Annotated in this window: 18 protein-coding genes; 9 read left to right on the plus strand and 9 right to left on the minus strand. The window is 67.2% G+C overall.

The window, feature by feature from the left end; genetic code table 11:
* Positions 1–102 precede the first annotated feature (102 nt).
* Positions 103–1,512, plus strand: coding sequence for an FAD/NAD(P)-binding protein (locus AC06DU_RS02185; RefSeq protein WP_478203432.1), 1,410 nt, complete (start codon positions 103–105; stop codon positions 1,510–1,512).
* Positions 1,513–2,064: 552 nt separating this feature from the next.
* A complete protein-coding gene (locus AC06DU_RS02190; RefSeq protein ID WP_024938233.1) occupies positions 2,065–2,496 on the plus strand; it encodes a VirK family protein in 432 nt (143 codons plus the stop codon).
* Positions 2,497–2,698: 202 nt separating this feature from the next.
* Here the strand turns inward: AC06DU_RS02190 and AC06DU_RS02195 are convergent, their stop codons facing one another.
* Positions 2,699–4,174 carry an efflux transporter outer membrane subunit gene (locus AC06DU_RS02195; RefSeq protein ID WP_478203433.1) on the minus strand — a complete coding sequence of 492 codons (1,476 nt, stop codon included), beginning with the start codon at positions 4,172–4,174 and terminating at the stop codon, positions 2,699–2,701.
* Positions 4,175–4,262: 88 nt separating this feature from the next.
* Here AC06DU_RS02195 and AC06DU_RS02200 point away from each other — a divergent pair, with 88 nt between their 5' ends.
* From AC06DU_RS02200 to AC06DU_RS02210, 3 genes are all read left to right on the plus strand, one after another.
* Positions 4,263–4,880, plus strand: coding sequence for a TetR/AcrR family transcriptional regulator (locus AC06DU_RS02200; RefSeq protein ID WP_016901656.1), 618 nt, complete (start codon positions 4,263–4,265; stop codon positions 4,878–4,880).
* 77 nt (positions 4,881–4,957) lie between these two features.
* Complete coding sequence (locus AC06DU_RS02205; RefSeq protein WP_478203434.1) at positions 4,958–6,103, plus strand: efflux RND transporter periplasmic adaptor subunit; 1,146 nt, start codon at positions 4,958–4,960, stop codon at positions 6,101–6,103.
* A complete protein-coding gene (locus AC06DU_RS02210) occupies positions 6,100–9,189 on the plus strand; it encodes an efflux RND transporter permease subunit (RefSeq protein ID WP_478203436.1) in 3,090 nt (1,029 codons plus the stop codon). The genes AC06DU_RS02205 and AC06DU_RS02210 overlap by 4 nt, the downstream gene beginning before the upstream one ends.
* Before the next feature lie 195 nt (positions 9,190–9,384).
* On the opposite strand, the gene AC06DU_RS02215 is transcribed toward AC06DU_RS02210, so the two are convergent.
* Entirely contained in the window at positions 9,385–9,519 is a 135-nt protein-coding gene (locus AC06DU_RS02215) for a hypothetical protein (protein ID WP_255419557.1), read from the minus strand.
* Positions 9,516–9,947, minus strand: a complete 432-nt coding sequence (locus AC06DU_RS02220; protein ID WP_205408467.1) for an SDR family oxidoreductase — start codon at positions 9,945–9,947, stop codon at positions 9,516–9,518. Before AC06DU_RS02220 ends, AC06DU_RS02215 begins: the two co-directional genes overlap by 4 nt.
* A gap of 113 nt (positions 9,948–10,060) precedes the next feature.
* Between AC06DU_RS02220 and AC06DU_RS02225 the strand changes: the two genes are divergently transcribed.
* The gene (locus AC06DU_RS02225) at positions 10,061–10,393 is read left to right on the plus strand and encodes a DUF6172 family protein (RefSeq protein ID WP_478203438.1); all 333 of its coding nucleotides are present in this window, start codon (positions 10,061–10,063) and stop codon (positions 10,391–10,393) included.
* 59 nt (positions 10,394–10,452) lie between these two features.
* On the opposite strand, the gene AC06DU_RS02230 is transcribed toward AC06DU_RS02225, so the two are convergent.
* The 6 genes from AC06DU_RS02230 to AC06DU_RS02255 form a co-directional block, all read right to left on the minus strand.
* On the minus strand, positions 10,453–11,745 hold the full coding sequence (locus AC06DU_RS02230) for a DEAD/DEAH box helicase (protein ID WP_478203440.1): 1,293 nt from the start codon (positions 11,743–11,745) through the stop codon (positions 10,453–10,455).
* An 802-nt stretch (positions 11,746–12,547) separates the two neighbouring features.
* The gene (locus tag AC06DU_RS02235; RefSeq protein ID WP_478203441.1) at positions 12,548–13,996 is read right to left on the minus strand and encodes a dihydrolipoamide acetyltransferase family protein; all 1,449 of its coding nucleotides are present in this window, start codon (positions 13,994–13,996) and stop codon (positions 12,548–12,550) included.
* Positions 13,993–14,376: an SH3 domain-containing protein gene (locus AC06DU_RS02240; RefSeq protein WP_016901649.1), complete on the minus strand. Its 384-nt coding sequence runs from the start codon at positions 14,374–14,376 to the stop codon at positions 13,993–13,995. Before AC06DU_RS02240 ends, AC06DU_RS02235 begins: the two co-directional genes overlap by 4 nt.
* A gap of 1 nt (position 14,377) precedes the next feature.
* Positions 14,378–15,451: an alpha-ketoacid dehydrogenase subunit beta gene (locus AC06DU_RS02245; protein ID WP_039515775.1), complete on the minus strand. Its 1,074-nt coding sequence runs from the start codon at positions 15,449–15,451 to the stop codon at positions 14,378–14,380.
* Entirely contained in the window at positions 15,444–16,532 is a 1,089-nt protein-coding gene (gene pdhA / locus AC06DU_RS02250) for a pyruvate dehydrogenase (acetyl-transferring) E1 component subunit alpha (protein WP_016901647.1), read from the minus strand. Before pdhA ends, AC06DU_RS02245 begins: the two co-directional genes overlap by 8 nt.
* A 177-nt stretch (positions 16,533–16,709) precedes the next feature.
* Positions 16,710–20,291, minus strand: a complete 3,582-nt coding sequence (locus AC06DU_RS02255) for a lamin tail domain-containing protein (RefSeq protein WP_478203443.1) — start codon at positions 20,289–20,291, stop codon at positions 16,710–16,712.
* A 391-nt stretch (positions 20,292–20,682) separates the two neighbouring features.
* Here AC06DU_RS02255 and AC06DU_RS02260 point away from each other — a divergent pair, with 391 nt between their 5' ends.
* The 3 genes from AC06DU_RS02260 to AC06DU_RS02270 all read left to right on the plus strand — a co-directional run bounded on the left by AC06DU_RS02260 (position 20,683) and on the right by AC06DU_RS02270 (position 23,860).
* Positions 20,683–21,585, plus strand: a complete 903-nt coding sequence (locus AC06DU_RS02260) for a tryptophan 2,3-dioxygenase (RefSeq protein ID WP_039531404.1) — start codon at positions 20,683–20,685, stop codon at positions 21,583–21,585.
* A gap of 155 nt (positions 21,586–21,740) precedes the next feature.
* Positions 21,741–23,258 carry a peptide MFS transporter gene (locus AC06DU_RS02265; RefSeq protein WP_046345443.1) on the plus strand — a complete coding sequence of 506 codons (1,518 nt, stop codon included), beginning with the start codon at positions 21,741–21,743 and terminating at the stop codon, positions 23,256–23,258.
* 11 nt (positions 23,259–23,269) lie between these two features.
* Positions 23,270–23,860, plus strand: a complete 591-nt coding sequence (locus AC06DU_RS02270; protein WP_054592411.1) for a thioredoxin family protein — start codon at positions 23,270–23,272, stop codon at positions 23,858–23,860.
* The last annotated feature ends 49 nt before the right edge of the window (positions 23,861–23,909 follow it).

Here is a 23,909-nt window from a genome sequence, read left to right on the forward strand (position 1 = left end):
TGATCAGCTCATGCGTTTTCGATTGCTCGCCGCTAACCATTTGTTTACACGTTTGCGCCGCGCTGCGGGCACAACGTGCGGGTCATTCAGTGGGAGTTGCACATGGAAACCCATATCACCGTCATCGGTGCCGGCTTCTGCGGCACCGCGCTGGTCCGTGCGCTGGCGCAGACGGCCGATGCGCAGGTGCGTATCACCCTGGTCGGCGTGACCGAGACCTTCGGCAGCGGCATCGCCTATGGTGCCGCCCGGCCGGAGCACCTGCTCAACGTGCGTGCCAAGGACCTGGGGATCGATGCGCAGGCGCCAGGCGCCTTCGCCGACACCCTGCATCTGGGCGACAGCGGGCGGCTGGAATTCCTGCCGCGTCTTGCCTATGGCGATTATCTGCGCAGCGAGCTGGATACCGCGGTCAGTGGCGCGCAGGCGTCGATCGTGCGGCTGTCGCAGGAAGCGGTGGCGGTGGAGCGTGCGCGCAAGGGCTTTCGCGTGTTCCTGGCCAATGGCGATGCCTTCCACAGCGATCGGGTGGTGCTGGCGGTGGGCGCACTGCAGCCGCAGGCGTTGGCCGGGATCGGCCCGCGCCTGAGCGTGCATCCGCGCTATATCGGCTGGCCGTGGCAGGGCGATGCCTTGGCGCGCTTGTCGCCGGACGACGACGTGCTGATCGTCGGCACCGGGCTGACCATGGTGGATGTGGCATTGACCCTGCACACGCGCGGGCATCGTGGCCGCCTGCTGGCGATCTCGCGACGCGGCCTTGCGCCGCAGGCGCATCTGCGCCAGCCGGGTGCGGCGCTGGAATTGCCGCCGCATCTGCAGCGCGCACTCAAGGATGCCGACCTGCGTGGCCTGCTGCGCGGTGTGCGTCAGCTCAGTGCGGTGGTCGACGACTGGCGACGCGTGGTGGATGCCTTGCGCCCGCATCTGCAACCGCTGTGGCAGCGGCTGGAGTTGCCGCAGCGTGCGCGTTTCCTGCGCCATCTGCGCCCGTATTGGGAGGTGGCGCGGCACCGCGTTGCGCCGGGCGCAGCGGAACAGCTGGCGCAATTGCAGCAATCGGGGCAACTGCAGATCGTCGCAGCGCGCCTGCTGCGTGCGCGTTGGGTGCCCGACGGCGTGGAAGCGGTGATTCGCCCGCGTGGATCGGCCGACGCGCACACCGATCATTACGATGCGGTGGTCCGCGCCACAGGGTTGGATACCGATATCGACCGCACCAGCGACCCGCTGATCGCCGGCATGCGCGAGGCGGGGCTATTACGTGCCGATCCGCTGGGCCTGGGCGTGGATACCGATGCACAACTGCGCGTGCGCGATGGCGCCGGGCAGATCGTACCGGGGCTGTATTGCGTGGGCCCGCTGCTGCGCGGGCGCTATTGGGAAATCACCGCGGTGCCGGAGTTGCGTGTGGCTACACGTGCCCTGGCAGACCGTCTGTTGCTGGGCGCGATGCCGGCGTTACAGCCGGAGCCGGAACAGGTGCCGCGCGAGGTCAATGCGCGCTTGTAGCTGGGTGGATTTGCATTGCAGCTTCTTGATGGTTGTATGAAGTTGAAGCTGTGACGAGTGCGAGTTTGAGCCTTCTCTCATCGAGAGAGTGCCTCATCACCCCGCATCTTGAACCCTTCTCCCATCGGGAGAAGATGGCGCGCCAGCGCCGGATGAGGGTAGGTGCGCAGCCCCGCGGGTTTGGGTGATGCCTCTTTGAAAAAGTTGCTTCCGGTCGACGCGTGCCAGTAGCAGCATTTTTTTGTGCGTGCATCAGACGTTTGCGTAATGCTCGTGTCGTCTGTCGTCTGTCGTCTGTCGTCTGTCGTCTGTCGTCGACCGACATTCCTTCGTCTTTTTCTGGCGATAGAAGCGCCCGATCACGCAACAAACGGCCTCTGCGCGCGCAGGCATAGCCCGCACGGCGCAATCTCGCGCGGACATCGCCAAACAGCGCAATCATGCCGCGTGATGCGTAGCGCAGTGCGCCGTTGCAGACAGGACTGGGTCATGTTGACGGCCCTGGGCTGATTACAGTCCAGGTCGCTTCTTTCCCTAGTCCTGGAGTTCGCCATGCCCCGTCTTGCTCCCGCTGCCCTGCTCGCCACGCTGTGCGCCTGCGCGCTGCCCGCCTGGGCCAGTGAATCGCTCAATACCCGTGCGGAAGTGCTCGCAGCCCTGGAATCCGGTTACGACGTCAGCCTGACCACCGATCTGGGCCGCTGCACACCCGAAGAAGGCACGCCGGTCACGCAGACCCGTGGCGGCCGCCATATCGATGCGTATCGCATCACCGAGGACGGCACTGCCGCGTTCTCCGGTTCGCACTTCACCGTGGCCAACGACGGCAAGCCGATCCAGCAGTTCATGCGCTACCAGCTGCGCCCGGATGGCAGCGTGCGTTTCACCACCTACATGTACGACCTGCCGGGTCTGCAGCAACGCGGGCCGGTGCTGGCGTATCAATGCACGATCAATCAAGGCATCCGTTTCCACGCCGATTGACCACATGACGACTGCGCGGGCTGCAGCAGCCATCGCGTGCACGGCGATGCGCAGTCGTTATCCGCACCCGGGTCGCGGTGAGGACAGCGAGTTTTCTTCCGCCAAAGACGCAGGACCCGCTTGGCGCACAGACGACGCCCACCGATATGAGGCAAGCGCCGCAGTTTGCGGTTGCCCGGTAGCGGCCTTGTCCGTGCTTGCGTCAGCGCGGTGACGACTGCTGCAGCGCAACTGCGTCGGCGGTGCTGGATTGCCAGCCGCCACCCAGCGCCCTGAAGGTTGCCACCGCACTGCGCGCGGCATCCGTGCGCGCCTGCACCTGCGCATCGGACGCGCGCAGCAGCTGCTCGTCGGCATTCAACACTTCGATCAGGCTGACCACGCCCTTTTCGTAGGCCAGCGCCGACGCGTTGCGCGCCTTGCCCAGTGCGTCCACGCCTTGCGCGAGCACGCTGGCTTGTTGTTCGCGTTTGACCAGTACGGTGAATGCATTTTCGACGTCCTCGGTGGCGCGCAGGACCGCCAGGCGATACGCCGCCAGCTGCTCGGCTTCCTGGCCCTTGGCCTGGGCGATCTGCGCATTGATGCGGCCGAAGTCGAACAGCCGCCAGCGCAGGCCCAGCACGCCGGCGGACTGGCTGGCATCGCCGGTGAACAGGTTGGCGCCGGAGATCGCGGTGGCGCTGCCGAGCAGTCCACTGAGCGAGAATTTGGGGTAGTACTCGGCCATCGCCACGCCGATGCGCGCGTTCGACGCTGCCAGCCTGCGCTCGGCCGCGATCAGATCGGGGCGGCGCCGCAGCAGGTCGCCGGGCGTGCCCGTCTCGGCGATCCGCGGCGCAAGCGGAATCGGTTTGGTGGCGGCCAGTTCCGCGCGGTGCGTGCCAGGCGGCACACCCAGCATCACGTCCAGGGCGTTCATCGCCGCGACCAGGCCGCTTTCGATGCCGGGCACCGAGGCCTGCGCCTGTGCCAGCGCGCCTTGCGCCTGGTGCAGTTGCAACTCCGGCGCGAGCCCCTTGCCATGCAACAGCGTCACCATCGACAGCAGGCCCTGCTGGGTGGCGACCTGGCGCTGCGCCACCTCCAGCCGTGCCTGCAGGCCGCGGATGCTGATGTAGATATCGGCGGTCTGCGCGGCCACCGCCAGGCGGGTGGCGGCGGCGCCGGCTTCGCTGGCCTGGTAGTCGGCCAGTGCGGCCTGGCGCCCGCGACGCAGGCCGCCGAACAGATCCAGCTCCCAGCTCGCGCCCAGGTTGGCTTCGTAGGTGCTGGCGTAGCGGTCGAAGTTGGGCGTGCTGTTGAGCACCTGGCCGAGCGGCGTTTCCAGCGACTGGTAGGCGCGGGTCGCGTTGCCGCTGATGTTGCCTGAGGGCAGCAGCGCGGCAGTGGCGGCGGTCAGACCGGCGCGGGCCTGGGTGACGCGCGCGGTGGCCTGGGCCAGGTCCAGGTTCTGCGCCAGCGCCTGGGTGACGTAGCGGCTCAGGTCCGCGTCGTCGAAGCCGGTCCACCAGGTCGAAAGCTCGGCCGGTCGCGCTGCCGGGCGCACTTCGACCGCCGCCTGGCCCGCGTAACGGTCTGGCAGGGGCGCTGCGGGGCGGGTATAGGTCGGACCGACTGCGCAGCCCGTGGCAAGGCTGGCAACGACAAGCACGGCAACAGGACGGAACGGGGACATGGCAGACCAGGCGGGCAGGAATGAGCTGTGACTATAATACGAAATGGTCACTTTTGTATGTCGGGCGCCGGGGCGCTAAGCTGGCGGCATGAGCAAGACACCCAGCTATCCGGTTTCGGGCCGCGGCCCGGCCGACCATGACGTGCGCGATCAGATCGTGATTGCGGCCACCGAGCATTTCAGCCGCTACGGCTACGAGAAGACCGCGGTCTCGGACCTGGCCAAGGCGATCGGGTTCTCCAAGGCCTATATCTACAAGTTCTTCGAATCCAAGCAGGCCATCGGCGAGATGATCTGCAGCAACTGCCTGCGCGAAATCGAGACCGAGGTGCGTGCCGCAGTCGACGAGGCAGAGCAGCCGCCGGAAAAATTACGCAGGCTTTTCAAGGTAATGATCGAGGCGAGCCTCCGGCTGTTCTTCCAGGATCGCAAGCTGTACGAGATCGCCACGTCGGCGGCCACCGAGCGCTGGCAATCGGTCCGCGCCTATGAAGTGCGCATCCAGACGCTGCTGCAGGATGTGCTGCAGCAAGGCCGGCAAAGTGGCGATTTCGAGCGCAAGACGCCACTGGACGAGGCCACGCAGGCGATTTACATGGTGCTGCGCCCTTACATGAACCCGCTGCTGCTGCAGCACAGCCTGGAGCAGGCCGACGAGGTGCCGGTGCTGTTGTCGAGCCTGGTGTTGCGCAGCCTATCGCCCTAAATTCGTTTGTGACTATTGACTGATTTAGTCACAAGTCTCAGGATGCGAGCCTTCATCAGCTCGCTCCTGGATTTGCCATGCTTCGGCGCCTCGTCACCTCTGCCGCTTTCTGTGTGCTGCCGCTGGCATTGATCGCCTGCGGCAAGGCGCCCCCCTCCGATCCGCGCACCGCGGCTCCGCTGGTGCGGGTGGCCATCGTCGAAGACGCCGATGCAGCGGCGCGTAGCTTCTCCGGCACGGTCGCGGCCCGGGTGCAGAGCGACCTGGGGTTCCGGGTCGCCGGCAAGGTGCAGGAGCGTCTGGTCGATGCCGGCCAGCGCGTGAAGCGTGGCCAGCCGCTGCTGCGGATCGACCCGGTCGACCTCAAGCTCGCCGCGCGGGCGCAGCAGGACGCGGTGGCGGCCGCGCAGGCGCGCGCCCAGCAGGCGGGTGAGGATGAAGCGCGCTACCGCGATCTGCGTGGCACCGGCGCCATCTCCGCCTCGGCCTACGACCAGATCAAGGCCGCCGCCGACGCCGCCAGGGCGCAGCTGAGCGCCGCCCAGGCGCAGGCCGAAGTAGCGCGCAACGCCAACCGCTACACCGACCTGCTGGCCGACGCCGATGGCGTGGTGATGGAGACGCTGGTCGAACCGGGCCAGGTCGTCGCGGCCGGGCAGCCGGTGGTGCGGCTGGCGCATGCCGGCCGCCGCGAGGCGGTGATCCAGTTGCCGGAAACCCTGCGCCCGCAGGTCGGCTCGGTAGCGCAGGCCACCTTGTTCGGCAATGCCGCTGTCACCGTGCCGGCGACCTTGCGCCAGCTGTCCGAAAGCGCCGACCGGCTGACCCGCACCTTCGAGGCACGTTACGTGCTCGATGGCGCACTGGGCGATGCGCCGCTGGGCACCACCGTCAGCCTGCGCATCGCCGATGGCACGGCCGCCGGCCCGCAGGCCGGGCTGCAGGTGCCGCTGGCCGCGCTGTTCGATGCCGGCAAGGGGCCGGGCGTGTGGGTGATTGCCGGCAATCCGGCCAAGGTGCGCTGGCGGCCGGTGACGGTGCTGGGCCTGGACGACGACCATGCCACGGTCGCCGGCAAGCTGGCGCGCGGTGAGCGCATCGTGGCACTGGGTGCGCACCTGTTGCGCGACGGCGAGCAGGTGCGGGTGGTCAACACGATTGCGCCTGCCGCCGGCGCCACGACCGGCGCCAAAGCCGCAGCCGCGGCAGGAGCACAGCCGTGAGCGAAGGCCGGTTCAATCTTTCCGCGCTGGCGGTGCGCGAGCGCTCGATCACGCTGTTCCTGATCGTCCTGATTTCGCTGGCCGGCCTGGTCGCCTTCCTCAAGCTTGGCCGTGCCGAAGACCCGGCCTTTACCGTCAAGGTCATGACCATCGTGACCGCCTGGCCCGGCGCCACGCCGCAGGAAATGCAGGACCAGGTCGCCGAGAAACTCGAAAAGCGCCTGCAGGAACTGCGCTGGTACGACCGCAGCGAAACCTATACGCGCCCCGGGCTTGCGTTCACGACCTTGACCTTGCTGGACAGCACGCCACCCAGCCAGGTGCAGGAGCAGTTCTATCAGGCGCGCAAGAAAGTGGGCGACGAAGTCGGCAACCTGCCGGCCGGCGTGATCGGGCCAATGGTCAACGACGAATATGCCGACGTCACCTTTGCACTGTTCGCGCTCAAGGCCAAGGGCGAGCCGCAACGTTTGCTTGCGCGCGATGCGGAAAGCCTGCGCCAGCGCATGTTGCACGTGCCGGGCGTCAAGAAGGTCAACATCATCGGCGAACAGCCCGAGCGCATCTTTGTCGAGTTCTCGCACGAGCGCCTGGCCACGCTGGGCGTTGGTCCGCAGGAGGTGTTTGCCGCGCTCAATGCGCAGAACGCCTTGAATGCGGCAGGTTCGGTGGAAACGCGCGGGCCGCAGGTGTTCATTCGCCTGGACGGCGCGCTCGACAGCCTGCAGAAGATCCGCGACACCCCGCTGGTGGTGCAGGGCCGCACCCTGAAACTGTCGGATATCGCCACGGTCAAACGTGGCTACGAAGATCCGTCCACCTTCATGATCCGCAGTGGCGGCGAGCCGGCGTTGCTGCTGGGCATCATCATGCGCGATGGCTGGAACGGGCTGGATCTGGGCAAGTCGCTGGATAGCGAAGTGGGCGCAATCAATGCCGAGCTGCCGCTGGGCATGACCCTGAGCAAGGTCACCGACCAGGCGGTCAACATCGACGCGTCGGTGGGCGAGTTCATGACCAAGTTCTTCGTCGCACTGCTGGTGGTGATGCTGGTGTGCTTCGTCAGCATGGGCTGGCGCGTGGGTATCGTGGTGGCGGCCGCGGTGCCGCTGACGCTGGCGGCGGTGTTCGTGGTGATGCTGGCCACCGGCAAGAACTTCGACCGCATCACGCTGGGGTCGTTGATCCTGGCGCTGGGATTGCTGGTGGACGACGCCATCATCGCGATCGAGATGATGGTGGTGAAGATGGAGGAAGGCTATAGCCGCGTCGCCGCATCGGCCTATGCGTGGAGCCATACCGCCGCGCCGATGCTGTCCGGCACGCTGGTGACCGCGGTCGGCTTCATGCCGAACGGCTTTGCCGCCTCCACTGCCGGCGAATACACCAGCAACATGTTCTGGATCGTGGGGATCGCGCTGATTGTGTCGTGGGTGGTGGCAGTGGTGTTCACGCCTTATCTGGGCGTCAAGATGCTGCCGGATCTGAAGAAGATCGAAGGCGGCCACGCCGCGCTGTACGACACGCCGCGCTACAACCGCTTCCGCAATGCGCTGGCACGCGTCATCGCGCGCAAGTGGTTGGTGGCCGGCTCGGTGGTGGGCCTGTTCGTGCTTGCGATCCTGGGCATGGGCATCGTCAAGAAGCAGTTCTTCCCGATCTCCGATCGCCCTGAAGTGCTGGTCGAAGTGCAACTGCCGTACGGCAGCTCGATCACCCAGACCAGCGCGGCCACGGCCAAGCTGGAAGCCTGGCTGGCCAAACAGGACGAAGCGAAGATTGTCACCGCGTATATCGGCCAGGGCGCGCCGCGTTTCTTCCTGGCGATGGGTCCGGAGTTGCCGGATCCGTCGTTCGCCAAGATCGTGGTGCGTACCGACAACCAGCACGAGCGCGACGCATTGAAGCTGCGCATGCGCAAGGCGGTTGCCGAAGGCCTGGCCTCCGAAGCGCGCGTACGCGTGACCCAACTTACCTTCGGCCCGTACTCGCAGTTCCCGGTGGCCTACCGGGTCAGCGGGGCGGACCCGCAGGTGGTGCGTGGCATCGCCGCGCAGGTCAAGCAGGTCATGCAGGACAGCCCGATGCTGCGCACCGTCAACACCGACTGGGGCACGCGCACGCCCGCGTTGCATTTCACCCTGGACCAGGACCGCCTGCAGGCGGTGGGGCTGACCTCGACCGCGGTGGCGCAGCAACTGCAGTTCCTGCTCAGCGGCGTGCCGGTCACGTTGGTGCGCGAGGATATCCGCAGCGTGCAGGTGATGGCGCGTTCGGCTGGCGATACGCGCTTCGATCCGGCACGCATCGCCGACTTCACCCTGGCCGGTACCAACGGCCAGCGCGTGCCGCTGTCGCAGGTGGGCAAGGTGGATGTAAGGATGGAAGAGCCGATCATGCGCCGCCGCGATCGGGTGCCGACGATCACCGTGGGCGGCGATGTCGACGACCAACTGCAGCCGCCGGATGTCTCGGCGGCGATCACCAGGCAGCTGCAGCCGATCATCGACACATTGCCCAGCGGTTACCAGATCAAGGAGGCCGGTTCGATCGAGGAATCCGGCAAGGCAACCACCGCGATGCTGCCGCTGTTCCCGATCATGCTGGCGGCCACCTTGCTGATCATCATCCTGCAGGTGCGTTCGATCTCGGCGATGGTGATGGTGTTTCTGACCAGCCCGCTCGGCCTGATCGGCGTGGTGCCGACCCTGATCCTGTTCCAGCAACCGTTCGGCATCAATGCGCTGGTGGGCCTGATCGCGTTGTCGGGCATTTTGATGCGCAACACGCTGATCCTGATCGGGCAGATCCATCACAACGAGGCCGAAGGGCTGGACCCGTTCCATGCGCTGGTGGAAGCCACCGTGCAGCGTGCGCGCCCTGTGATCCTGACCGCGCTGGCGGCGATCCTGGCGTTCATCCCGCTCACGCATTCGGTGTTCTGGGGCACGCTGGCCTATACGCTGATCGGCGGCACCCTGGCCGGCACGATCCTGACGCTGGTGTTCCTGCCGGCGATGTATTCGATCTGGTTTAAGATCCGGCCCGATTCCGGTAGCACCCGGGCAGCGACGCAGCACGTGTGATGCCGCCCGGCCAGGGCGGCCAAGCCGCCATTATCGAAGGCGGCGGCGCGAGGTCGTTCACCCGCGTGGGCCGCCGCCGCGGCCTGCGAGGAACCGGTAGCCGGCCGGCGGGCCGGCGTGCGGGAACCGTGGCGCCGCGCAGGGCACAGACGACAGCGCGTCCGTGCCTTGCGGTTTGCCTGGTGAGGCGGAGACTCAGACCTGGTCGGTCGGAAGCACGAAGACTTCGGCGATGTTGACGTTGGACGGTGCGTGCGCCGCGAACAGGATAGTGTCGGCACTATCCATCGGGTCCAGCATGCGAACCGTGCCGGCATAACCGGGCATCATGGCCTGATATTCCGCACCGGTGGTCTGTGCCGGAAGCTCGGTTGCGACGATGCCCGGTTGACGCGGATGTTGTGCTTCTTGCCGACTTCCATCCGCAGGCCTTCGGTGAATGCGGTCACTGCAAACTTGCTTGCCGAGGACACCGCAAATCCCTGGCCAAACACCTTGCGCCCGGCGATCGAGGAAGTATTGAAGACGTGGCCGGACTGTTGCTTGATCATCTGCGGCAGCACCGCTGCGGCCACGTTGGGCACGCCTTTCACATCGACATCGTCAGCCAGGTGGCAGGCCGAGGTGTGCGACACGCCATCGTCGTGCATGAGGCGGCGGCCTGCCCGCCTGTGCCAGCCTGCATCGACGGGCCGCCCGTCGCGCCGTAGCGGCGGCGTGTATCCATGCTGGCGCAGGGCGCGCGTGGCGTTCTCCACGCCGAGGCAGGCAAACGCTTGCGCCCATGCCGCCGGCCACCGAATCCCCGGCCATTCACCCAGAACGGCCGTGTGGCCTCACAATAGGCGGCCAGCTCTCAACCGATGTCGCCATGCGCAAGACCTACCAGCTCAACCTCGAAGGCAAGAACCGCGATCGTCTGCTGGAATCCAGCAAGCACGATATCCGCAAGTACATCCGCCGCGAGCGTCGCAAGGACTTGCCGGAAGGAGCGGATTATTGGGACTTCGACATGCGCTTCGGGGTGGACGAGGCCAGTGCTGCGCCGCTGCCGCCGGCCGAGCTGATCCGCTCGATCAATACGCTCACCAGCGAAGGTGGCGAGCAGTTCTTCGTGGAAATCCTGCGCAAGCCCGGCAAGCGGACTCCACGTGCCGATGGCGACAGCGCCGCGGGCGGCGAGCTGGATTTCGAGCAGGACTGAGTCTTCGCGTAGTGTCCGCCTTGGCGTGACGACAGCGCGTCAGGTGTCACGCAGCGCCTTCAGTCGGGCTTGCCTGCCTGCGTCGCCGCTGCGGCGCGTTGCTTGTCCTTCTTGCTCGGCCGCCTGCCCTTGATGCCGCCGTTGTCGTCCGCAGCGCGCGTGCCGGTCTTCGGCATCTGTGTTGCAGGCGCTGCTGTCACGGGGCTCGGCTCGAACCCGGCAAGCACGCTGGTCAGTACGCGCAGGCCCTGGCGTTTTTCGATCAAACGCCATTGCGGCTGGCTCTCTGCCGTGACGAAGCTGATCGCAAGGCCGCTGGCGCCGGCGCGTGCAGTGCGGCCGATGCGGTGGGTGTAATCCACTGTTGAACGCGGCAGGTCGTAATTGATCACGGCCGGCAGCGCATCGATATCAATGCCGCGCCCGGCCAAGTCGGTGGCTACCAGCACCTGCAGCTCGCGCTGTTTGAAGGCGTGCAACGTACGCTCGCGGCGACCCTGGCTCAGGTCGCCGTGCAGCGGCTGCGCATTGATGCCGGTCTTGCCGAGTTTTTCGGCGACTTTTTCGGCGGTGTGCCGGCTGGCGACGAACACCAGCACATGCGACCAACCGTGCTCCTGCAGCAGGTGGCGCAGCAGTTGCGTGCGCTGGCCGGCATCGACGGCGATCGCGCGTTGTTCGATCGCAGGCGCAGCCTCCGGGGTAGCGGCAACGGTGATGCGTAGCGGGTCGCGCAGGCGACGCTTGGCCAGCGAGGCGATGCCGGGCGGAAACGTGGCCGAAAACAACACGCTCTGGCGCTGCGTCGGCAGCAAGGCCAGGATGCGATCGAGCTCGGCGCCGAAGCCCAGCTCGAGCAGACGGTCGGCTTCATCCAGCACGAGTGTGGCGACTTCGCTCAGGCGCAGCGCGTTGTGGTCGACCAGATCCAGCAGCCGCCCGGGCGTGGCGACCACGATATCGGCACCACCACGCAGGGCGAGTAGCTGCGGATTGATCGAACTGCCGCCGGTGGCCGCCACGATCTTGAGCCGCCGCGGCAGATGCGCGGCCAGTTGGCGCAAGGTGTCTTCGACCTGCGCGGCGAGTTCGCGCGTGGGCACCAGCACCAGCGCACCGAGCACGCGCGGCGCGGTGTCGGGCGCCAGGCAACGTTGCTGCAGCAGCGGCAGCGCATAGGCCAGCGTCTTACCCGAGCCGGTCTGCGCCATCGCGATCAGATCGCGCCCCTGCAGCATCGGCGCAATGGCCTGCTGCTGGATCGGCGTAGGGGTGTGGTGACCGGCGCGTGCCAGTGCAGTATCGAAGAATGGCTGCACCTGTGGCGACAGCGAGAGATGGGCAAATGACATGGGCCGATTATCCAGGCATTTGCGCTGCAATGGTCGGTGGGACGTCATGCGGGGTTGCCGCTGGGCAATGCATCGATGGGCGGGCAGGGCGCTGCAACCAGAGCGCAGCGCCGCCGCGCGGCAGCGCATCTCCCCATATCGTCCAAATCCATCGTGGCACCGCAACCAAGACTTCGACCCATGGATTCTTAGGCGCGATCAGATGTTTGAATCAACAGACTGGTCCGTCGAGTGCGCGGTGCCCTCACCGCTTGCGGGACACGCCGTGAATCCGTCCGTGGAGGCTCCTCGGCGGCATCCATGCCGCCGAGGGTCCCGCAACCGGCGAGGGCACCGCACCAGAAAGTTTCTAGGTTGTTTCAATGAAAGCCTGCTTGTTGCTTGGCTCGTCTTGGGAATTGATTGGGCTATAGAAACAACGCATGTCATGCGCTGCTTGTACCGCGCACACCGACCATCTCGACTGGTCCTTGCCCGCCCACCGTCGCGGGACCTTACGCGGCATGGATGCCGCGTAAGAGCCTACAAGGACGTACTTGCGGCGTGTCCTGCGAGGGTGGGCGGGCAAGGACCCTGCAGCCAGGCCGCAGGTCAGCCGCTCTACGAGTGATCTGTCCACAATATTCAAGCTCGCAGGACACGGAATCCGAAGCAATAAAGGGTCCACTGCGGCCTCCATGCCGCCACGGGTTCCGCAAGCAGCGAGTTCATCGCAACCGTGGGTCCGGTCGCGTGTGGACGGATGCGACAAGGCGAGCCGCGCCCACCGAGCGGTGGGCGCGGCCGTTCTGCTATCCGTGCGTCAGTTGGCCAGCGCCAGATCGTCCAGCAGTGCGCGCAGGAAACGCGCAGCTTCGCCGCCGGTGGCGGCGCGGTGGTCGAAGGTCAGCGACAGCGGCATCACCTTGTGGGTTTCCACCCCGCCCATCACCGGAGTGAGCTGGTAGCGTGCGCGGCCGGCGGCGACGATGGCCACGCATGGCGGCACCACCACCGGGGTGGCGTAGCGGCCGGCGAACATGCCGAAGTTGGACAGCGAGATGGTGTAGCCGCTGAGTTCGGAGGCGGCGATGCTGCGGTTTTCCACCTGCTGGCGCAGCCGGTTGACGCTCTCGCGGATGCCGTGCGCGTCCAGCATGTCGGCATTGCGCAGTGCGGGCACGAACAGGCCTTCTTCGGTGTCCACCGCAATGCCGATATCCACCTGGGTGTGCAGGGTGCGGCTGAGTGCCTCGCCGTCGAACCAGGCATTGAGCGCTGGAACCGCCTGGCACGCTCGCACGATGCCGCGCACCAGCCGCACGGTGACATCGTTGCCGGGCTGCCAGGCGTGGATGTCGGCATCGTCGTTGAGCGTGGTCGGCACCACCTTGCTGTGCGCATCGGCCATCACGCGCGCCATGTTGCGGCGCACGCCCTTGAGCTGCTCCGGCTGGCCTTTGGCGACCACGCCGGGCGACTGGGTACGCATCGGTTTGCCGCTGGCAGACAGCGCTGCACGCGGTTGCGCGTTGCCGGCTGCGCTGTTTGCCGAGTGCGTGCCGGCGGCGGCGTGCGGCGCGGCTGCCGGCGCGTTGCTGCCGTTGCTCGGCGTGACCGATGCGCCGGCGCGCGGCGCAGACAGCGGCGCGCTGCCGGCCGCGGCGGCCTGCTTCACATCGGCCATGGTCACCGTGCCATCCGGGCCGCTCGCACGGATCTGGGCCAGGTCCACGCGCAGCTTGCGCGCCAGCGCGCGCACGGCCGGCATCGCGCGCACGCCGCCCACGGCGATCGCCTGTTCGCTCTGCACCGCGTTGGAGCTCTGCATCGCACCGACCACGGTACCGGCGTCGTCGCGCTCGCTCTCGCCACTGGAATCGGCATCGGCAATCTCGCCGCCGTTGTCGGAGGCGACCACGCGTGCGGTCGGGCCGGCCGCGCTGTCGCCGGTGCTGGGCGTGTGCGTGGGTGCAGGGCCGTGCGAGTGCCCGGTGTCCTGACCATCGGCGCGCTGCGGCTGCGAGGCGTCCAGCGCGAACTGCGCCAGCATCGCACCGGTGACGATGATGTCGCCGGCGGCACCGGCGAGCTTGGTCACGGTGCCGGAAAACGGCGATGGCACCTCGACCACCGCCTTGGCGGTCTCCATCGAGACCAGCGGATCGTCCAGGCGGACGCTGTCGCCCTCCTTGACGAACCATTCGACGATGGTGGCGTCGGGCAGGCCTTCGCCCAGGTCGGGCAGGTGGAAATTCTTGGCTTCGCTCATGGCAGGTTCTCTTGCGCCGCAGGCAGCGGCGGCGTGGTGTCGTCGAGGAGTTCGAGGTCGGCGGCCGGCAGCCAGCCCTGCATGCCATCGGCACGCTCGGACCACCACCAACCGCCATGTTCGTAATGCAGCAGCACGTCCTCGCCCTGGTGGGCATCGAGTTCGCGTGCGTCGTAGTCGCGCAGGGCTTCGGCCTGGCCGTCGCCCAGCGGGCGCAGCCAGGCCACCGGGGCCCAGCCGGCGTGGCCGTCGCCGGTGTTGACCCAGGCGAAGGCCGGCCATTCCTCATCGCGCACGCCGATGGTCACCTGCTGGCCAGCACGGAAGCGGATCGGGTTGGCGTACGCGGCGCGGTAATCGCAGAGCAGACGGGCGCGCATGTCAGCCGGCGGCCACCGCGCGACGGGCAGCGGTAACGATGCGCTCCACGCTCGGCAGGTACTTCATTTCCAGCCGGAACAGCGGGATATGGGTGTCGTAGCCGGTGACGCGTTCGACCGGTGCGAGCAGGTCGTACATCGATTTTTCCGCCAGCTGCGCGGCGATCTCCGCACCGAAGCCGGCGGTGCGCGGGGCTTCCTGCACGATCACGCAGCGGCCGGTCTTGGCGACCGATTCGGCGATGGTGTCGAAGTCCAGCGGGCGCAGCGTGGCCACGTCGATGACCTCGGCGCTGATGCCTTCGCCGGCGAGCTTGTCGGCCGCTTCCAGCGCTTCCTTGACCTGCGCACCCCAGGTGACCAGGGTGACGTCGGTGCCGTCGCGCAGCACGAAGCACACGTCCAGCGGCAGCGCTTCGCCGTCGTTGGCGACCACCTCCTTGTACTGGCGGTAGATGCGCTTGGGCTCCATGTAGATCACCGGATCCGGGTCGCGGATCGCGGCCAGCAACAGGCCATAGGCGCGCTGCGGCGAGGACGGCAGCACCACACGCAGGCCGGGCACGTTGGTGAAGATGGCCTCGTTGGCTTCGCTGTGATGTTCCGGCGCGCGGATGCCGCCGCCCCACGGCACGCGCAGCACCATCGGGCAATGCAGGCGGCCGCGGGTGCGGTTGCGCAGGCGTGCGGCATGGCAAATCAGGTGATCGACCATGGGATACACGAAGCCGTCGAACTGCGCTTCGGCCACCGGCTTCATGCCCTGCGCGGCCAGGCCGACGCTCAGGCCGGCGATGGTGGTTTCATCCAGCGGCGTGTCCAGCACCCGCTCGCTGCCGAAGCGCTGCTGCAGGCCGGCGGTGGCGCGGAACACGCCGCCGTTGACGCCGACATCCTCGCCCAGCACCAGCACCGCGGGGTCGTGTTCCAGCTCCCAGGCCAGCGCCTGGGTGATGGCTTCGATCAGGGTGATGGGCGAACTCATGGCGATCTCTCCGCGCGTGGCTGCGGCGTTGTAAGGGGCACTGGCCTGCTGCTGTGTCGCAGCCAGGTGCGACTGGTTGAGCTCATCCATGGCGGGCCTCCTGTGCCATCACCTCGGCGCGCTGGGCCAGCAACTCGGCCGGCGGGTCGCCGTAGAGGTAATCGAACATCGCTTCGACCGGCTGTACCGGTGTGTTGAGGTAGGCGTTGACCTCTTCGTCCACGCGCGCGCCGCATTCGGCCTTCCAGGCGGTTTCCTGCGCCTCGTCCCACAGGCCCTGCGCGGTGAGATAACGGCGCAGCCGCAGCAGCGGCTCGCGCGCCCAGCCCTGCTTGACCTCTTCTTCGCCGCGGTAGCGCCGCGCATCGTCGGCGGTGGTGTGATCGGACAGGCGGTAGGTCAGGAATTCGATCACCGTGCCGCCGTCGCCGGCCAGTGCACGCGCACGCGCCTGGCGCATCGCCTCGAGCACCGCGATCAGGTCGTTGCCGTCCACCTGCAGGCAATGCAGGCCGCCGGCCAGGCCCTTCTGCGCCAGCGTCTGCGCGCCGGTCTGCGCCGAGCGCGGCACCGAGATCGCCCAGCCGTTGTTGATCACGCACAGGATCAGCGGCAGCTTGTAGGCACCGGCCGAATTGAGCGCGGCGTAGAAGTCGGTCTTGGAGCTGCCGCCATCGCCGCAGCAGGCCACAGCGACCTGCGGCTTGCCCTGCAGCTTGAACGACAGCGCCGAACCGGCCGCGTGCAGGCACTGGGTGGAGATCGGCACGCAGATCGGGAAGTCGATCGCCGCATCGGCATCGCGCGGATAGTCGCTGCCGCGTTCGTCGCCGCCCCAGTACAGCAGCACGTCGCGCGGTCGCACGCCACGTTCGAACATGGTGCCGTACTCGCGATAGCTGGGCGCGAACACATCGCCGCTGCGCATCGATGCGCCGATGCCCACGTGGGTGGCTTCGTGGCCGAGGCAGGCCGCATAGGTGCCCAGCTTGCCGGTGCGCTGCAGCGCGACCGACTTGCTGTCGAAGGTGCGCACGAACAGCATGCGCTTGAACAGCGCGAGCAACTGTTGCGGGTTGGCGGCGTCGGCCGGCAGGTCGTCGCGGACGATCTGGCCGTCCGCGTCCATGTATTGCAGATATTCGATCTCGAACTGCGCGGCTACGCTCATTGCGGCGACACCTTCACCAAGAAGTTTCAAATGATATGAGTTGCGATGTTAAGGACCACGCAGCAAAAAGCTGTCCTGCACCGCAGCACACAATGATGCTGGCTTGCACAAAAAAAAGGGCGCGGACCAGGCCGCGCCCTTTGTCGCAGTACAGAACTGCGACGTGTTGCACTGCGATCAGCGGCGGCCGGTGCCTCCACCGATCGGGGTGACGATCAGCGCCGCGTTGTCGGCCGGGTTGACATCGGGCGAGGTCGAGCTGGCGCTGGCCTGCACCCGCACCGCGCGTTCGGCCGGGATCGGCTTTGCCGCGACGGTCAGCTGGAACACGGCCTGCGCGCCCGGCTGCACTGCGGCGGCGGTGCTGCAGACAAACACTGCGTTGCGCAACGACGGCAGTTGCTTGGTGCAACGCCAGCCGCTGGGCGGCACCAGCAGCGACAAGGCCGACACCGTGTTGCCTTCGATCCGCACGCTGGCACCGGTGGCCGCTGCGTTGCCGCGGTTGTCCAGCAACACCCGGTAGGTGGCGTTGAAGGCGGTGGTGGGCAGCGTGGCGGGGCCTTCCAGGCGCACTGCCAGATCGCTGCGCAGCGCTGGCTGCACACTCACTGCGGCGGTGTCGGTGTTGTTGTCCGGCTGCGGGTCGGGCGTTTGCGAGGCGACCGAGGCGGCCAGGGTCAGCGTGCGTCCTGCCAGTTCCGCGCCAGCGTCGACCTGCACGGCAAAGCGCTGTGCATTGCCGGATGCCAGCGAGGCGATGGTGCAGGTGACCACCGTCTGCGTCGCGGTTTCCGGCGCCTGACAGCTCCAGCCCGGTGCCGCGGTGACCCGTGGGCTGACCGCGGCATCGAAGGCCAGTGCCACTGCGGCAAACGCCGCGCTGTCGGGCCCACGGTTCTCCACCTCCACACTGAAGTCGATCCGCTCGCCTTCGGTGACCTGTGCGCGTGCCGCAGTGACCGTTGCGCCCAGGTCGGCACGCAACGCGGGCGCCATGCGCAGCAGCACCACGGTGGGGTCGTGGTCGGACAGGCGCGTGGGCGTATTGGCATCGTTGCGCGCGGTGCCGGGGAAGTCGGCATTGATGCGTGCGTGGCCCACCGACAGCGAGGCGATGCCCGGTGCGCGCATCAGCGCCTCGTTGGCCAGGATGTGATCGAGCGACTGCACGTTGCCGTCGAAGGCGTACGAGTAGCTCTGGTCGGGCGTGTTGAACCAGGTCAGGTCGGTGTAGTCCGGGTTGACCAGGTCCGCGCCATCGCCGCTCACCACGGTCTGCGCATCCGGCGCCGGCCTGCCGGTGACGGTGCCCATCGCATCCACATAGCCGTCGTTGAACTCGAAGGCGTTGAAGTCGCCCATCACCAGCACCTGTTCGGCCGGGTCGAGCTGCTGGCGCGTCTGCAGCAGGCGCGCCAGGTACTCGGCCTGGGCCTGGCGTTTGGCGCGGATGCGGGTGCCTGCGGCATCGTCGGTCTCGGCGCCGTTGAGCGAGCGTTGATGCACCACGATGGCGGTCAGCGGCAGCACGCGGCCATCGGCCTGATGCACCCTGGCGCTGAGCACCAGCGGCGGGCGATCGTTGAGCAGGCTCACGCCACCGCCCGGTTCGGTCCAGGTGGTGGTCTTGCCCTCCTGGGCGATGGACACCACTTCCACGCGCGGCATGCCGGCCGACACCGCACCGGTCTTGACCAGGAAACCGACGTCGATGCCGCCGACGTCATTGCCTTCCTGCAGGTAGGCCACGTACTGCGGGTTGGGCTGGCCGGAGGCGATGGCATCGGCGTTGATGCGCGCAGCCAGGGTCTGCAGCACGCTGATGTTTTCCACCTCCACCGTGCCCAGGATGTCGGGCGTGTGCAGGTAGTTGCGGATCGCCAGCGAGGCCTTGTTGAGGCGGGCCTGGAACGCGGCCGGGGTGAGCACCGGTTCGCCGATCGCCGGGTCGTTCTGGTCGTCGAAGAAGCGCTCCATGTTGTAGGTGGCCACGGCCACGTCGTCGGCCTGCGGTACCGGTGCCGGGCGCGGTTGGTCGGCACCGTTGCAGTTCACCTGCGGGGTGCGTTCCGGATACAGCGTGTAGCGGCGGAAGCTGTAATCCAGCGGGCCGGTGACATCCAGCACGACGCAGCCGGAGGCCAGATCCAGCCGTTCGGCGCCCACGCCGGCACTGCCGACGGCGATCACTTCCGGGTTGGTGTTCCAGCGCGGCACGCCGGCAGGCGAGCCAGCCGGCAGCGGGTCGGGCAACTGCACGCCGGGCTCGCGAAAGGCGCGCGGCAGGCCGGTGACCACCGCATGGAACACGCCATTGCTGGTGGCGCTGGCGTTGGTCTCGTTGACGCTGCCGCCGGTGGGGGCATTGACGGTGAGGCTGGCGGCGGTGACACGCATGCCTTCCAGCGCTTCGAGCTGATCAAAGGCGCCATTCGGGTTAGGGAAGTTCGCGCTCAACGCCACCGGCATCGGCAACGGGTTGCCGGTGGAATCCAGCAGCACGGTCAGGCTGCCGCCGATCTCGGTCAGCGGCGGCTGGGTCGGGTCGGCGGTGGGCACGTACTCGAGCACCGTGCCCTGCACGCGCACCCGGTTGCCGATGGCGGCGGCATCCGGCGGTGCGCTGCCGGTGTAGACGTAGACGCCTTCGGAGGTGGCCGGATCGCCATCGGTTTCGGCATCCGGTGCCTGCAGGAAGAAGCCGGCGCTGCGACGGGCAGTGACGATGCCCGAGGTGGCGACCACCTGGCCTTCCAGCGGCGAGCGTGCGCCCTTGCCCTGGATGGCGTGGATCGGCAGCAGGCTGAAGTCGTCGTTGAGGATGGTGCCGGTGGCGCTCAGCGTGGCCGGCAACGTGCCGGTGAGGCCGCTGATCTGCAGCGCGAAGGTCTCGTCGGGTTCGGGCGTGGTGTCGCCCAGCACCTCCACGGTGATGCTGGCGCTGCGCTCGCCGGCGGCGATGCGGACGCTGGAGGCGGGCAGGGCGACATAGTCGCTGCCGGCCGTGGCCGTGCCATCGGCGGTGGCGGCGGTGAAGCTCACCCCGCCTGCGCCGGCCGGCTGGCTCAGGCTCAGCGTGAACACGAAACTGCGGCTGCCGCTGTTGCCTTCGGCCTGGCTGACGTCGGCCAGCGTGGCGATCGGCTGGCCGCCGCCGCTGCACAGCCGTGCGGGGCTGGCGGCGTTGCGCGGCGCCGGCGCGCCGGTGGCGAAATCGGCCGCGTTGTTGTCGGTGTCGGTGCAGCCATCGCCGCCGCGCAGCACTGCCAGCGTATTGCTGGGCGCCGGCGTGGGCGCATTGCCTTCGGCGCAGCTGGCGGTGCTGCCATAGCCGACCAGATCGGCATTGCCGGTGGGGCAGGCGCCGCTCAACGCGGAGGCGCTGTTGCTCAGCGCCACCTTGCCGGCGCCGCCGCCCATGGCGATGGTGCCGGTGGCATCGGGCGTGGGCAGCGCGACGCTGCCGCCGCTGCCATCGGCCTGCTTGACCAGGTAATAGCCGCCGGCCGGAACGCTGCCTGCCAACGGCGTGACCTGCCAGCTGCTGCCGGCGGCCGAGGCGTATTGCACCGACCAGCCGTCCAGGCTGACCGTGGTGCTGCCGATGTTGTGCAGCTCGACGAAGTCGCTGCGGAAAGTGGCACCGCTGTTGCCGCCACCGCCGTAGACCTGGCTGATGACGACCTGGGCATTGGCGTGGCCGGCAACCGCCAGCGCACAGAGAAGTAAGGCTGCACGACGCTGCAACACATGCATGAGATGAGAGTCCCCTGATCCATGAGACGTGAAGCGCTCCCCTGGTCCGGCCACGTCCCTGGCCGGCAGCGCAGTTCGATTCTGCATGAATTTGCAGACCTTGGTTGACGATACGGTGACACCGGCGCAGCGGCTGAGCGCGCGCGCAGCCGCTGCAGCATTTTGCAGGTGTGAAGTACCGGTCGCGTACGCCACGGCATCGTCAGGCTGCCAAGTAAGCAGGCCACCCCGGCAAACCGGACGCTGCCACGGCAGCGCGCTGCCGCGCCATGCATCAAGGCCGCGCGCAGCAACTCCTGCCTCCCGAATCCCGATTCCCGATTCCCGATTCTCCCAATCCCCAATCCCCGCCACTGAGCTACCCTGACCGGCCCGATCCACCTGCACCGCCATGCCCGTCGACAAGAATCTGCGTGACCTGGAACCCGGCATCCACACCGATCTGGAGGGGCGGCTGACCTACGGCGGCTATCTGCGGCTGGACCAGTTGCTGTCGGCGCAGCAGCCCCTGTCCGAACCGGCGCACCACGACGAGATGCTGTTCATCATCCAGCACCAGACCTCCGAGCTGTGGCTGAAACTGCTGGCGCACGAGCTGCGCGCGGCGATGGTGCACCTGCAGAACGACCAGGTCTGGCAGTGCCGCAAGGTGCTGGCGCGCAGCAAGCAGGTGCTGCGCCAGCTCACCGAACAGTGGTCGGTGCTGGAGACGCTGACGCCGAGCGAGTACATGGGATTCCGCGACGTGCTGGGCCCCTCGTCCGGCTTCCAGTCGCTGCAATACCGCTATATCGAGTTCCTGCTCGGCAACAAGAACCCGCAGATGCTGCAGGTGTTCGCGTACGACCCGCAGGGGCAGGCGCGGCTGCGCGAGGTGCTGGAAGCGCCCAGCCTGTACGAGGAGTTCCTGCGCTACCTGGCGCGCTTCGGGCATGCGATTCCGCCGCAATACCAGGCCCGCGACTGGACCTGCGCGCATGTGGCCGACGACAGCCTGCGCCCGGTGTTCGAGCGCATCTACGAAAACACCGACCGCTACTGGCGCGAGTACTCGCTGTGCGAGGACCTGGTCGATGTGGAAACCCAGTTCCAGCTCTGGCGCTTCCGCCATATGCGCACGGTGATGCGGGTGATCGGCTTCAAGCGCGGCACCGGCGGGTCCAGCGGCGTGGGCTTTCTGCAGCAGGCGCTGGCGCTGACGTTTTTCCCGGAGCTGTTCGACGTGCGCACCTCGGTGGGCGTGGAAGGTCGTGAGCCGGTGGGTGGTGGCCGCGGCGACCCTGAAAAGGGCTGAGCGGGTCGCTACGGGCGTCATCCCCGCAGAGCGGCCGCCATCAGGCCGGCGAGTCCTGCGAATTTGACGCGTACATGACGTCTAAGTGATCCTCGCGCGTCTCCCGGGGTACGCTCCGGGCACCCAGCCATTACTGAATACGCAAGGGACATTCCATGAGCGTTGACGCTACCGCGCCGACTTCCGCCGCCACTCCGCCGCCGCCGGCACCGCCCGAGTTCCCCACGCTGCTCGGTCATCCCCGGCCGCTGTGGATGCTGTTCATGACCGAATTCTGGGAACGCTTCGCGTTCTACGGCATTCGTTGGGCGCTGGTGCTGTACATCGTGGCGCAGTTCTTCAACGGCGATGCCACCGGCCAGGCGCCGGCCGGACGCACCTATGGCGCCTATCTGGCGCTGGTGTATGCGGCAGCGATCTTCGGCGGCTACGTGGCCGACCGCGTGCTCGGCTACCAACGCTCGATCCTGGTCGGTGCGGCCGTCATGGCCACCGGTCTGTTCCTGATCGCCATTCCCGACCACACCATGTTCGAGATCGGCCTGGCCACCGTGGTGGTGGGCAACGGGCTGTTCAAACCGAACATCTCCACCATGGTCGGCAAGCTGTATTCGGTGGCCGATCCGCGCCGCGACAGCGGCTTCACCATCTTCTACATGGGCATCAACCTCGGCGCGATGATCTCGCCGGTGCTGACCCAGCTGCTGGCCGAAAAGGTGTTCGGCACCGACGCCATGCCGTCCTACAAGATGGTGTTCATGGCCTCCGGCGTGGGCATGCTGATCAGCTTGGTGTGGTTCTGGATCGGCCGCGCGCAGCTCAAGGGCATCGGTGCACCGGCGCCGAACGCGCAGGGCATCGGCCGCGTGCTGATGGTGCTGGTCGGCTGCGTGCTGGCCATCCCGGTGGTGTACTTCCTGCTCGCCGTCGGTGCGGACGTGCTGCAGATCGTGCTGACCGTGTTGTTCGTCGGCCTGTCGGTGATGCTGCTGGTCGAAGGCATCCGCGAAGGCAAGGTGCAGCGCGACAAGGTGATCGCAATGCTGATCATCTTCGCCTTCAACGTGCTGTTCTGGATGTTCTTCGAACAGGCCGGCAGCTCGTTCACCTTCCTGGCCGACAACATCGTCGACCGCAGTTTCGGCGACTGGACCTTCCCGACCGCCTGGTTCCAGTCGGTGAACTCGATTGCGATCATCACGCTGGCGCCGGTCATCGCCTGGATCTGGGTCAAGGCCGGCCGCTTCAACCCATCGATTCCGCGCAAGTTCGGCCTGGGCCTGCTGTTCAACGGCCTGGCGTTCCTGCTGCTGATGTTTGCACTGTCGAGCCTGGTCAACGATGCTGGCAAGGTGCCGTTCTGGACCTTGTTCATGGTGTACGTGATCCAGTCGGTGGGCGAGCTGTGCCTGTCGCCGATCGGCCTGTCGATGGTGACCAAGCTGGCGCCAGTGCGCCTGGTCGGTTTCGGGATGGGCGGCTGGTTCCTGTCCACCGGCATCGGCAACAACCTGTCGGGCATTTTTGCCGGGCATGTCAGCGGAAGCGAAGGGATGAGCGTGTCTTCGGCCCTGAGCGGGTATACCTTCGGATTTTGGGCGCTCTTGGGCGCTGGCGCGGTGTTGTTCCTGATCGCGCCGTTGATCAACAAACTGATGCATGGTGTGAAGTGAGGAGAACAGCGATGCCGATCAAACCCACTGTCTGTGGCCTGCTGCTGGCAGGTCTGTTGAGCGCCTGCGGGCAGCCCACCGAGCAACAGGAGGCGCCACGGCCGCTGGATACCTCGATGCAGAAGCCGCCCAGCGCCGATCCCAGCCAGCCGGTGTCCTCGGGCAATACGCCCACCGCGGCGGACATCGCCGCGGCGGCGGCGCTCAATGCGCAGTACGACCCCTCGCGCGATCCGGCCGCCGATCTGGAGACCGCCAAGGTCGAGGCCAAGCGCGGCGGCAAGCGCATCGTGCTCAATGTCGGCAATGCGGCCTGCGAGCCGTGCAAGGCGCTGGACGAGCTGATGGGCGGCGATGCGGAGCTGCGCAGCTTCCGCGATGCGCACTTCGTGGTGGTCAAGGTCAATCGCGATGCGGCCAACGAGAATGCCGCGTTCCTGTCGCAGTTCGCCCAGCTCAACGACTATCCGTCGCTGCTGGTGCTGGACAACGACGGCAAGCTGCTGACCACCCAGACCGGCCCGGACCTGCGCAAGGGCGAGCGCTTCGACCGCCGGAAGCTGTTCGACTTCCTCAAGCAGTGGGCGCCGCCGCAGGCCTGATCCGTCGTTGCCTTGGCATGCAAAAACCCCCGCACTGCGGGGGTTTTTT

The organism is Xanthomonas sp. NCPPB 3200 (assembly GCF_056393585.1).